The organism is Pseudomonas sp. FGI182 (assembly GCF_000511325.1).
GTDB lineage: Bacteria > Pseudomonadota > Gammaproteobacteria > Pseudomonadales > Pseudomonadaceae > Aquipseudomonas > Aquipseudomonas putida_Z.
The window spans coordinates 2,731,240-2,742,816 of the sequence record NZ_CP007012.1 but is presented as its reverse complement, the minus strand read 5'-3'; the positions used below and the strand labels follow the sequence as shown (position 1 = coordinate 2,742,816).

Below are 11,577 nucleotides of genomic sequence, written 5' to 3'. Positions count from 1 at the left end.
CCGCCCGTCTTTTGCGAGCGTGGCTGGGGCGTCCATGCGCTATTGCAGGTTGGGCTGGTCCAGTCGCTGGATGAAGGCCTCGGCCTGCGGCCAGGGGCCGAAGCCGGAGGCCGGGTTGAGGTGGCCGACGGCCCCCAGTGCGACCAGTTCGCTACCCCAGCCTTGGGCCAGGGCGCTGGCCGCGGCAAAGCTGGCCAGGTGGTCGTTGCTGCTGGCCGCGACAATGCTGGGGAACGGCAGCGGCGCCTGGGGCAATGGCGACCAGCCGTGCTCAGCCAGGCTGGCCGGGCTTGGGTAGTGGACCGGCCATTGCGCGTTCAGGTCGGGCGGCGCCGCCAGCAATGCACCCTTGATCGGCCGCCGGTAGCGCGCCGCCCAGTGGGCGACCATCAGCACGCCAGCGCTGTGCGCCACCAGGATCACTTCACCATCGATCTGGTCCAGTTCGCGCTGGATCGCTTCGACCCGGGCTGTGCAGCTCAGGCCGTCGACCTGCAGCGGCGGTACGCTGCGCACCTTGGCCAGGCGGCCTGCGAGCAGGGTCTGCCAGTGTTCGGCGACATGGTCGCGCAGGCCGGGGACGATCAGCACGGTGGCAGTGGTTTGCAGTTTTTCCACGGTGAACCTCGTGTGCGGTGTAGCTCTTGAGGTTCACAGTAAACAGCCCACCCACCGGGTGCTTCACATTGGGCGTCAGGGGCTTTTCATTTGATGACAATGGCCAAGACAGGGCTTTGCTTTTCAATTCATGACACGCAGGCTATAAAACACAAAACGCATGTCGGCATACCCAACAACAAGAAACCGCATGGAAAACAACAAAAGATGCCTGCCCTAGTCCGTGCCGCCAGCTTGACCAATTACCTTGAGGTGTCCCGCCACCTGGGCCTCAATCCCCATGCACTGTTGGCACAGGTTGGCCTCAGCGCCGCGTTGCTCGATGACCCCAACCGGCGTATCCCGGTTGCCAGCGTCATCACCTTGCTGGAGGCCTCCGCCAGCGCCACCCGTTGCGAAAGCTTCGGCCTGCGCATGGCCGAGTTGCGGCAATTGTCGGACTTCGGCGAAATCAGCCTGCTGCTCAGCCACCAACGCACCCTGCGTGATGCGCTGCAGGTGATCGTGCAGTACCGTCACCTGCTCAATGACGCCCTGGCCATTCATATCGAGGAAGCCGGCAAGACCGTGGTCATCCGTGAGGAGGTGATCAACGAACGCGCGCCCTGCAGCCGCCAGGCCACCGAGCTGGCGATCGGCGTGATGATGCGCCTGTGCGCGGCGCTGCTAGGTGCGCATTGGCACCCGATCAGCGCCAACTTCACCCACGCGCCTCCCGCCGACCTGGCCACCCACCGGCGCATTTTCGGCTGCACGCTGGTGTTCGGCAGCGAGTTCAACGGTATCGTCTGCCCGGCCGCCGACCTCGACAGCGCCAGCCCGCAGGCCAACGAGGCCATGGCGCGCCTGGCACAGCGCTATCTGGACAGCCTGCCGGCGGGCGGCACGCCGTCCCTGGAGCTGGAGTTGCGCAAGACCATCTACCTGCTGCTGCCCATGGGCCGCGCCACCATCGAGCAGGTAGCACAAACCCAGGGCATGAACGTGCGCACCCTGCAGCGGCGCCTGGAAGAAAGCGGGTTGACCTTCAAGGACCTGATCAACAGCGTGCGCCGTGACCTGGTGATGCGCTACCTGGAAAACCCCGGCTATTCGCTGGGGCGTATCGCCGACATGCTGGGTTATTCGATGCCCAGCTCGTTCACCCGCTGGTTCATCGCTCAGTTCGGCATGCCGCCGGCCAGTTGGCGGGCACAGCGGGATGATCGGCCCGTGTAGGAGCGGCCTTGTGTCGCGATAGGGCTGCGCAGCAGCCCCGGAGGTTCAGTGCAAACGCCCATATTGCCGGGGCTGCTGCGCAGCCCTTTCGCGACACAAGGCCGCTCCTACAATCGACCGCGTCAAGCAGTCAGGCAAGGCCCCAGTGCATCAACGCCAGCACCAAAAGCACAAGAAACACGCTCTCCCCCACCATCAGCGCAATGGGTTTCAACCCGACCGAAGCCAGCGACTTGAGTTGGGTTTTCATGCCCAGGGCACTGATCGCCACCACCAGGCAGCCACGCGACAGGTCGTTGATACCGCCTTGCACCGCGGTGGGTACCCAGCCTGTGCTGTTGACGCACGCCAGCAGCAGGAAACCGACCGCGAACCATGGCAGCAAGGGCGGCCGCTGGCCACCGGCCTCGAGGCCCTGGCGCCGGGTGATCATGGCCGCGCAGACAATGACCGGCAACAGCATGGCCACCCGCATCAGCTTGACCACCGTGGCGATGTCGCCGGTCTCGGTAGACATGCTGTAACCCGCCCCCACCACCTGCGCCACGTCGTGGATAGTCGCACCGAGGAAGACCCCGGCCTGCGCTGGGGACAGGTGCAGCCACTGGGCAATCATCGGGTAGAGGATCATCGCCAGGGTCGACAGCGCCGACACGCCGATCACGGTGAACAGCGTTGCATGCTCCTTGCGCGGGTGCTGTGGCAAGGCAGCTGCCAGCGCCAGCGCAGCCGAGGCACCGCAAATGGCCGTGGCACCGCCGGTAAGCATGCCGAACAGCCGTGAAAACCCCAGCACCTTGGCCACCACCACCGAGACCAGGATGGTCACCACCACCAGGGTCACGACCAGGGCCACGGGCTTCCAGCCCAGGCTGGCAATCTGGTCCAGGGTGATGCGCATGCCAAGCAGCGCCACGCCCAGGCGCAGTACCGTGCGGGCGGTGAACTCGATACCGGCCTTGCAGGGGCCGTCGACCGCGAGAAAGTTCAGCGCCATCCCCAATAGCAAGGCAAACAGCATGACCGGGGCCGCGTAATGCTCACCGAGGAAACTGGCGGCCGCACCGACCACAAGGCTGACCACCACCCCTGGGGCAAGGGTGCGGATACGCTGATGGGTAGCGCCAAGTGCCAGTGTATTCATTGCCCCGCCTCCTCACTGTCAAACACGATGTAGACCTGCCCGCCCTGCTGCTCGACCGGGTAGCTGGCAACTTTCAAGGCCCTGGAATTGACCAGGTAGCCGCTGGCCAGGTCAAAACGCAGGCCATGCGCGCAGCACTGGATGACACGGCCTTCCAGCCGCCCGCCGCACAACGACGCGCCCTGGTGCGGGCAGCTGTCTTCGATGGCATAGAGCGAGTCGGCGACGTTGAACAGCGCCACGCTGCGCCCTTCGCAGGCCAACAGTACACGGCCGTCACGTTCCGGCACCTGATGGGGGGCCAATGCAATGCGCCGGGTCATGCCCTCTCAACCTCTTGCAGCGCTTCGGTCATGGCCGCATACAGCACCTCGGCAGGCTGTGCACCCGCAACGAGCGGCCCCTGATTGAAACGGAAGCGCGGCACGGCACTGCCAGCGCGCCCTGCCCCATCGAGGAACGGGCTGCCGTCGTCACGCAGGCAGTCGACCACCTGCGCGGCATCCAGCCCGCAACACTGTGCGATGTCGAGCAAGGTGCGGCTATCCCCCAAGTCGCGGCCCTGGTGGAAATAGGCGATTAACAGCTGTGCCAGCAAGGCTTCCAGTTGCCCTGCTTGGAGCAACTGAGCAGCACGTTGCAGCAGCCGATGGGCATTGCCGGTGTTGGGCATGCGGCGAATACGCGAGAAGTCGATGTCCTCGCCTACCACACGGGCAGCGGCGCGCACCTGGGCCTGGCGCTCGCGTACCGCCTCCTCGCTGCCCAGGCGTTGCAGATAGAAGGCATGGAACGGCACGCCACCGGCGGGCAAGCCAGGCAACAACTGCACACCTCGCCATTGCAGTTGTACCTGCACTTGCGGCTGTTCGCGCTGCAACAGCAACAGGGCGGCCTGCAGGTGCCGCTGGCCAATCAGGCACCACGGGCAGACGAAATCGAAGAACACTTCGACGGACAACAGCTGTTTCACGGTTTCAACTCCCGGGGTGCGTCGGCAGCGTCGTGTGCCGGTGCGTGCAGACGGTCCATGTCGCGGTGGTAATGACGTTTGGCGAGGAAAAACACCGCCGCCGCGCCGATGCTCATCAGCGGCACCAGCTGGAAGGCGGCATGCAGGCCGATCAGGTCGGAAACGCGCCCGGTGATCAGCGGCCCGGTGGCCAGGCCCAACAGGTTGTTGGCCAGGGTCAGGGTGGCAAACGCGGTGCCGTGCACCGAGGCGTGGGTGAGGTTGGCGACCATGGCACTGGATGGGCCGTTGGTGCCGGCGGCGATCATCATGCCCAGGCAGATCAGCACCAGTTGGGCAGTGCCGGCTGGCAGCGCGAAAGCGAGGGACAACAGCGCGCAGCTGCCCAGGCAGTAGGCGATGGCCAGGCTGATCTTGCGGTCCGGGCGCTGCCGCCCGAGGCGGTCGCAGAGCATGGCGCAGAGGATCATGCCGATGCCGCTGCACAGCACGATGACTGCCGCAATAGCCCCGGCGCGGTCGGTGCCCATGGCGTAATAGCGGTTCAGGTAGCTGGGCATCCAGACGATCACGGTGCCGCCGACGAACAGCTGCAGCCCGCTGCCGACGTAGGCCGCGATGACCGAACGGCTGCTGTACAGGGTGCGCAGCGGGCGGCCGGCCTTGCCTTGCGACTGCTGCGCGCACCGAGGCGCAATACGCGCCTCCTTGACGATCAGCGGGTACAGCATCGCCAGCACCAGGCCGAACAGCGCCATGCCGGCGAATGCCCAGCGCCAGCCCAGGTGCTGGGCCAGTACACCACCCAGGGCCATGCCCAGCACCGAGCCGAACATGCCACCGGCCATGAACGCGCCGGCCAGGGTCGAGCGCATGTCGCGGGGGAACACGGCGACCACCACGGCGATGCCGACACTGCCGTAGGCCGCCTCGCCTACCCCGACCAGAAACCGCGCGACGAACATTTGCGGGTAGTTTTCCGCCAGGGCGCAGCCGAGGGTGGCCAGGCTCCACAGTACCGCCATCAGCACCAGGCTGCGCACCCGGCCGAAGCGGTCGGCCAGCAGCGACAGCGGGAAGGTCAGCAGGCCGACCATCAGCGCGACGATACCGCTGAGCAGGCCGAGCTGGCTGTCGCTCAACGCCCATTCGCCCTTGAGCAGCGGGAACACCGCATTGAGCACCTGGCGCGACATGTAGTCGGAGATCAACAGGCCAAAGGTCAGGGCGAAGACCACCCAGGCATAGCGCCGGGGGACGCTGTAGGCGGTGTCGGTGCCGGAATCTTCGGCACTGGCGAGATAGGTGGCCATGTTGCCTCCTTGGGGTGATGTGGGTTTTTCTTGTTCTTATGCATTGGCACGCCCCCTGTAGGAGCGGCCTTGTGTCGCGATGGGCCGCAAAGCGGCCCCCGAGTGAAGCGTCAACTCAACTATTGCCGGGGCTGCTGTGCAGCCCTGTCGCGACACAAGGCCGCTCCTACAAAGGCCAGCGCAGGCCAGTGAAGTCAGCGCTGCGGCACGCCCTTCACACCCGGCTGGCGATTCGGCGCCATGCCGTTGGCCTCGAGGGTCTGCTCGATGCTGTCGTACTGCTGCCCGATGCGGTAAATGGCGCGTGCTTCCTTGCCGCTGGCAATCTCGCGGCCCAGCTCATGGGCCACACGCACGGTCTGCTGGATCTGATGCACCGAGGTAAAGCGCTTGCCATGCTGGTCGATGATGGTGTCTTCGTTGCCGCAGCGTGGGTGCAGGCCCATGGCCAGGGCCATGGTGTTGAACGGCAGCACGTTCTTGAGCAACGATTCGGCGGTCAGGGTGCAACCGTCCGGCGCGCGGTGGATGAAGTTGAAGAAGTTGAACGGGTTGGGGCCGTCGAAACCGCCGCCAATGCCGATCCAGGTCAGGTTCAGCGGACCCATGTAGTCACCACGGCGGACGATGCGCTCGAGCGTCTCCAGGGCATGCATGCCGGTCAGCTGAAAATGCGGCTGGATGTTGCTGGCCTGCAGGCGGCGCAGGTGCTCGCGGACCCAGGCCGGGCCGGCCGGCACGGTCATCTCGCTATAGGCGGCATGAATCGCCGGGCTGGCCAGCGAGGTGCCTTCCAGGTACTCGGGGTACAGCAACTCCATGATGTTCATCTGCGTGGTGTTGATGGCCACGGTCACTTGGTCGGGGCGCGGCGTCAGCTCGGCGAGCATGTGCCGGGTGTCATCCGACAGCCACTTGGCCGCCTCGCCTTCGCCTTCCGGGGCAAAGGAAATCGACCCGCCAACCTGGATGATCATGTCCGGCACCGCTTCACGCACCCCGGCGATCAGCTCGTTGAACTTGGACAGGCGCTTGGAGCCCTTGCCGTCCAGTTCGCGCACGTGCAGGTGCAGTACGGTGGCACCTGCATCAAAGCAGTCGACAGCCTTCTGCACCTGCTCGTCCATGGTCAGGGGAATGTCTTCAGGGAAGTCTTCAGGCATCCACTCCGGGCCATAGGGGGCCACGGTGATCACCACCTTTTCCATGTTTTCCGGGTGCAACGAATCGTCGAAGAATTGCATGCTGTAGTCCTCGCTATTGTTATTGTGCGGTTGCCGCCAGCGACGGCGACGAACTCAGAACGTGGGGCTGCCCTTGATCCCGGCGCGCTCCATCTTGCGGTGGCACGGCGGGTAGTCCATGACGGCGTAGTGCTGGGTGCTGCGGTTGTCCCAGATCGCCACGCTGTTGGGCTTCCAGCGCCAGCGCACCTGGTACTCCGGCAGGTAGGCCTGGCTGATCAGGTAGCGCAGCAGGTCGCTGGCACCGGGGTTGGCGTCCTGCCCGAAGCGCACCCGCTGCGGGGTGTGGTAGTTGCTGAAATGGGTGGTGAAGGCGTTGACGAACAGCACCTGCTCGCCGGTTTCCGGGTGGGTGCGCACCACCGGGTGCTCGGCATCGGGGAACTGCGCCTTCAGCGCCAGGCGCTTTTCCAGCGGCATGGCGGCGCCAAAGCTGGCCTCGATGCTGTGACGGGCGCGCAGGCCTTCGATCTTGGCCTTCACATCGCCTGGCAGGTTTTCATAGGCCAGCACCATGTTCGCCCACATCGTGTCGCCGCCCACGGGCGGGCATTCGATGCAGCGCAGCACACAGCCCATCGGCGGGGCCTCGCGCCAGGTGGCGTCGGTGTGCCAGGCATTTTCATAGCGGTCGTTGGGCTGGTCCGGGCGCTTGTAGATCTGTACCAGGCCCGGATGCTCCGGGTCGCTGCCGGCCACCGGGTGGTCCTCCAGGTCGCCGAAGCGGCGGGCGAACGCCACATGTTCGGCGCGGCTGAAGTGCTGGTCGCGCAGGAACAGCACACGGTGCCGGAGCAACTGCGCGCGAAGCTGGGCGAACAGGTCGTCGTCGTGGATCGCGTCGGCCAGGTTGACCCCACTTACCTCGGCACCGATCGCGCAGGTCAGTTGTTCGATGTGCATGCTGTTGCCCTCTTCAGATGACGAAGATCGACGAGCCGGTGGTCTTGCGCGCTTCCAGGTCACGGTGGGCCTGGACGGCATCCTGCAGTGCGTAGTGCTGGTTGATCTCGATACGGATGCGCCCGCTGCCGACGTGATCGAACAGCTCGCCGGCCAGGTCGGCCTTTTCCGCCGGGTCGGCGATGAAGTCGGCCAGTGCCGGGCGGGTGAGCTGCAGCGAGCCCTTGATCGCCAGCAACTGAGGGTCGAACGGCGGGATGGTGCCTGACGCCGTGCCGACGCAAACCATCAGGCCGCGGCGCTTGAGCGAATCGAGCGAACCCATGAAGGTGTTCTTGCCAACGCTGTCGAACACCACGTTCACCCCTACCCCGTCGGTCAGCTCACGCACGCGCGTGGCAACGTCCTCGACGCTGTAGTTGATGACGTGGTTGCAGCCATGGGCGCGAGCCACTTCGGCCTTGGCCTCGGTGGACACCGTGCCGATCACGTTCAGCCCCAGCAGCTGCGCCCACTGCGCGACGATCAGGCCGACCCCGCCAGCAGCGGCATGCAGCAGCACGCTGTCGCCGGGTTTGAAGTCATGCAGCCGACGCAGCAGGTAGGCGGAGGTCAGGCCGCGCATGGTCATGGCGGCGGCGGTTTCGAAGGCGATGGTATCCGGCAGCTTGATCAGCGCGGTGGCAGGGATCAGGCGCTCGGTGCAATAAGCGCCCAGGGTGTTGAGGAAGCCGGTGTAGGTGACCCGGTCACCCACCGCCACCTGGGTCACGCCCTCGCCCAACGCCTCGACCACGCCGGCCGCTTCCACGCCGATGCCATTGGGCAGCGGGATCGGGTAGGTGCCGTTGCGGAAATAGGTATCGGCGTAGTTCAGGCCCACCGCCACCTGGCGCAAGCGCACCTGCCCCGGGCCGGGCTCGCCGACCTCGGCGTCCTCGTAGCGCAGCACCTCGGGGCCACCGGTCTGATGGAAACGTACGACTTTGGACATGCTTGTCTCTCCAATCATCGATCTGGACGCATGGCGTCAGTTCTGGGTGATTGGACTGTATGCCCTTGGTGTGCGGGGTGCTTCGCATCGGACGACAGCGGGTTTTCATTTGATGACAGGACGGGCGTCGACCTGTCGATCACGAAAACCGGGTTTTATTCATGAGTCTCCTTGATGGTTATCCATGGCCAGACTAATACTTAAGTCTCTGCCTGGGGAGGCACGAAAAATGCAACCAAGATTCGTTATCGTTCCCGCTGTGCCGATCGAAAAGGAGTCGTTCCGCGTGGGTAGCCGCTATTACGCCGCTACCGTTTGTGGGGGTTTCGACATTTACGATAACCAAGCGAAGGAGCGGCTCAAGCCCAGTTATCCAAGCAGGACGGATGCACTGATGCAGTGCGAGCAGATGAACAAACGCGGTGATGCAGGCTGATACCCAGAATCCAGACGGCTGTGCGATCCCTGTAGGAGCGGCCTTGTGTCGCGATGGGCTGCGTAGCGGCCCCGGCAATCTGTGCATCGACGCAAGATCCGGGGGCTGCTACGCAGCCCATCGCGACACAAGGCCGCTCCTACAGGGGGTTACGTGTTCGTGGCCTCGCCCTGCTGCCAACCGGCAATCAGGCGCTGGGCATTCTCCTCGCAATCCATCCCCTGCGGCTTGTCTTCCATGCCCGCAATAACCGCCAGCAACTGCGCGCGGTTGTGCGCCAGCCGCTGCTGCATCGCTTCGATCTCCGCCACCTTGCGCTTGAGGCTGCGCAGCAATAAATCATGCCCACCCGCCGCAGCCCCGGAGGCGTCGGTGAGTTTGCGCATTTCTTCCAGGCTGAACCCGGCCTGCTGGCCGCAGGTGATGACCTCCAGCGCCCGCACCACCTGCTCCGGGTAATCCCGGTAACCATTGCCCAGGCGCCGCGCAGTAATCAGTCCGCTGGCTTCGTAAAAGCGGATACGCGATGCACTAAGCCCCGTGCGTCGCGCCAGTTCACCAATTTTCATTGCGGCAGCATTCCCCTCTTGACCTTAAAGCTGACTTTAACCTTAGCCTTCTCCCGAACCTAGCCCACGCGCGCAAAAACCGATGCGTGGCAACCCTTTGCGGAGATCGCCATGACGCCGTTCCAGCCCCTGCACCTGCCCAATGGCAGTGTCATCCCCAACCGCATCGCCAAGGCGGCGATGGAGGAAAACCTGGCCAACCCGGACCAGACCCCTTCCGACCAGCTGCTGCGCCTTTACCAGGCTTGGGCCGAGGGCGGTGCCGGGCTGTTGCTGACCGGTAACGTGATGGTCGACCCTGGCGCCATGACCGGCCCGGGTGGCGTGATGCTCGATGCCAGCCAGCCACTGCAACGTTTTCGCGACTGGGCGCGCATCGGCCGCGCCCACGGCGCGCAGTTCTGGATGCAGATCAACCACCCGGGCCGGCAGATGCAGGCCAACCTCGGCCAGCCCACCGTGGCGCCTTCGGCCATTGCCCTGAACATGGGCGGTTTGTCCAAGCTGTTCCCCTTGCCCAAGGCACTGGACGAAGCCGAGATCGGCGCGTTGATCCAGCGCTTCGCCCGCACTGCGGCGCTGGCTGAAGAAGCTGGTTTCAGTGGCGTACAGATCCACGCTGCCCACGGTTACCTGCTGAGCCAGTTTCTTTCGCCACTGAGCAACCAGCGCCAGGATCGCTGGGGTGGCAGCCTGGAAAATCGCGCGCGGTTGCTGCTGGAGGTGGTCAAGGCCGTGCGCGAAGTGGTTTCGCCCGGTTTCGCCGTGGCAGTGAAACTGAATTCGGCGGATTTCCAGCGCGGCGGTTTCGAACCGGCGGATGCGCGCCAGGTAGTGCTGTGGCTGAATGAATTGCCGGTGGACCTGGTGGAGCTGTCGGGCGGCAGCTATGAGGCACCGGCGATGCAGGGTGATGCCCGCGATGGGCGCACCCTGGCTCGCGAGGCCTATTTCCTGGAGTTTGCCCGGGAAATCGCCGCCATCGCGAAGATGCCGGTGATGGTCACCGGCGGTATCCGGCGGTTGCCGGTAGTCGAGCAGGTGCTGGCCAGCGGTGTGGCCATGGCGGGGATTGCCACGGCGTTGGCAGTCGAGCCTGCCCTGCCCCGGCGCTGGCAGCACGGCGAGCCGACGGCAACCGCCGAACTGCAGCCCATTCGCTGGAAGCGCAAGGCCTTTGCCGCGCTGGCCTACATGGCCCTGGTGAAATTGCAGATGCGCCGCCTGGCGGCCGGCAGCCGGCCCAAGGCGCATGCGTCGCCCTTGCGCGCCTTGTTGCTGGAGCAAGGCTGCACGTTACTGCGGGTGCGGCAGTACAGGCGTATGATGAAAAGCCGAGCGGATTGATGGTGTGATCGCAGAGCCAGGGGTCGCACATTCGCGCGGGGTGCACCTGCCTTCATCGGCGTCCTCTACCGGAGCACTGCCATGAACAAACCCTTTCACGCGCTGATCCTTGCACTGGCAGCGCTTTCTGCCTGCTCGTCCAACTCCGCGCTGTACCACGACCAGCCGCTGGTGGCGAAAGTCGCCAACGGCATGAGCAGAGACCAGGTCATGCAGGTCGGCGGCAAGCCCGATGCCGAGACCGAACGCACCGTGGTGCCCGGTACCTGCTTCGACTACATGCTGACCAAGGCCGATAACCGGCAACCCTACAGCGTGAGTTTCGACGGCACCGGCAAAGTGGACAATACCGCTTTCATGACCTGCGCCGAGTGGAGCAATGCTCAGCGCAGGGCCCGCCTCCCCAGCATGGGCGGCTCTAGCGGATCGGGTTACTGAGTCAGTCCAGGCATTCCCTGGCAGCCTGGCGCAATTTGTCGCCAGACAGGAAGCTGCCCTTGTAGAAGGTCGCGCGGCTGCCCTCGCGGGAATCGACTACGTCCAATACATCATCGGATGCCACGGCGCTGGGAGCCGTCAACCGGTAGCCGTGGGCGATCGATTTCTGCGTGGCCTGTGGCGCCAGCGCTTGCCACTTGGGCAGTACGCAGGCGGCGTACTGCTGGGGCGATTTGTGGGTCAGTTTGCTGGCAGTGGGTTTGCCAGGGGTTGCGCAGCCGGCAAGGCCGGTGACCAGCACAGTGGCGAGAAAGATACGAAACGTAGACATTTGCAATTGGCCATCAAGGATACGCGGCATTTTAACGGTGGGTTGTATT

General features: G+C 64.8%; 14 protein-coding genes. 4 read left to right on the top strand and 10 right to left on the bottom strand.

What is annotated here, in order from left to right:
• Window positions 1–39: 39 nt before the first annotated feature.
• Window positions 40–618, bottom strand: coding sequence for an alpha/beta hydrolase (locus C163_RS12100; protein ID WP_025338998.1), 579 nt, complete (start codon window positions 616–618; stop codon window positions 40–42).
• A 207-nt stretch (window positions 619–825) separates the two neighbouring features.
• Between C163_RS12100 and C163_RS12095 the strand changes: the two genes are divergently transcribed.
• Window positions 826–1,836, top strand: coding sequence for an AraC family transcriptional regulator (locus C163_RS12095; protein WP_025338997.1), 1,011 nt, complete (start codon window positions 826–828; stop codon window positions 1,834–1,836).
• A gap of 130 nt (window positions 1,837–1,966) precedes the next feature.
• Here the strand turns inward: C163_RS12095 and C163_RS12090 are convergent, their stop codons facing one another.
• From C163_RS12090 to C163_RS12060, 7 genes are all read right to left on the bottom strand, one after another.
• On the bottom strand, window positions 1,967–2,980 hold the full coding sequence (locus C163_RS12090; RefSeq protein WP_025338996.1) for a YeiH family protein: 1,014 nt from the start codon (window positions 2,978–2,980) through the stop codon (window positions 1,967–1,969).
• Window positions 2,977–3,303, bottom strand: a complete 327-nt coding sequence (locus C163_RS12085; RefSeq protein WP_025338995.1) for a Rieske 2Fe-2S domain-containing protein — start codon at window positions 3,301–3,303, stop codon at window positions 2,977–2,979. Before C163_RS12085 ends, C163_RS12090 begins: the two co-directional genes overlap by 4 nt.
• Window positions 3,300–3,953: a DsbA family protein gene (locus C163_RS12080; protein ID WP_025338994.1), complete on the bottom strand. Its 654-nt coding sequence runs from the start codon at window positions 3,951–3,953 to the stop codon at window positions 3,300–3,302. Before C163_RS12080 ends, C163_RS12085 begins: the two co-directional genes overlap by 4 nt.
• Entirely contained in the window at window positions 3,950–5,266 is a 1,317-nt protein-coding gene (locus C163_RS12075; RefSeq protein ID WP_025338993.1) for an MFS transporter, read from the bottom strand. The genes C163_RS12080 and C163_RS12075 overlap by 4 nt, the downstream gene beginning before the upstream one ends.
• Window positions 5,267–5,460: 194 nt before the next feature.
• Window positions 5,461–6,510 (bottom strand): 3-keto-5-aminohexanoate cleavage protein, encoded by a 1,050-nt coding sequence (locus C163_RS12070; protein WP_025338992.1) that lies wholly within the window; start codon window positions 6,508–6,510, stop codon window positions 5,461–5,463.
• Between the two features lie 54 nt (window positions 6,511–6,564).
• Window positions 6,565–7,413, bottom strand: a complete 849-nt coding sequence (locus tag C163_RS12065; protein ID WP_013972530.1) for a TauD/TfdA family dioxygenase — start codon at window positions 7,411–7,413, stop codon at window positions 6,565–6,567.
• Window positions 7,414–7,426: 13 nt separating this feature from the next.
• Entirely contained in the window at window positions 7,427–8,407 is a 981-nt protein-coding gene (locus C163_RS12060; RefSeq protein ID WP_025338991.1) for a quinone oxidoreductase, read from the bottom strand.
• A 229-nt stretch (window positions 8,408–8,636) separates the two neighbouring features.
• On the opposite strand from C163_RS12060, the gene C163_RS27480 reads away from it, so the two are divergent.
• Complete coding sequence (locus C163_RS27480) at window positions 8,637–8,843, top strand: hypothetical protein (RefSeq protein ID WP_025338990.1); 207 nt, start codon at window positions 8,637–8,639, stop codon at window positions 8,841–8,843.
• A 149-nt stretch (window positions 8,844–8,992) separates the two neighbouring features.
• Here the strand turns inward: C163_RS27480 and C163_RS12050 are convergent, their stop codons facing one another.
• A complete protein-coding gene (locus C163_RS12050; RefSeq protein WP_025338989.1) occupies window positions 8,993–9,412 on the bottom strand; it encodes a MerR family transcriptional regulator in 420 nt (139 codons plus the stop codon).
• A gap of 111 nt (window positions 9,413–9,523) precedes the next feature.
• Between C163_RS12050 and C163_RS12045 the strand changes: the two genes are divergently transcribed.
• Window positions 9,524–10,759, top strand: a complete 1,236-nt coding sequence (locus C163_RS12045) for an NADH:flavin oxidoreductase/NADH oxidase family protein (protein ID WP_025338988.1) — start codon at window positions 9,524–9,526, stop codon at window positions 10,757–10,759.
• A gap of 81 nt (window positions 10,760–10,840) precedes the next feature.
• A complete protein-coding gene (gene osmE, locus C163_RS12040; RefSeq protein ID WP_025338987.1) occupies window positions 10,841–11,197 on the top strand; it encodes an osmotically-inducible lipoprotein OsmE in 357 nt (118 codons plus the stop codon).
• A 1-nt stretch (window position 11,198) separates the two neighbouring features.
• Here the strand turns inward: osmE and C163_RS12035 are convergent, their stop codons facing one another.
• The gene (locus tag C163_RS12035; protein WP_025338986.1) at window positions 11,199–11,558 is read right to left on the bottom strand and encodes a hypothetical protein; all 360 of its coding nucleotides are present in this window, start codon (window positions 11,556–11,558) and stop codon (window positions 11,199–11,201) included.
• Between the last annotated feature and the right edge of the window lie 19 nt (window positions 11,559–11,577).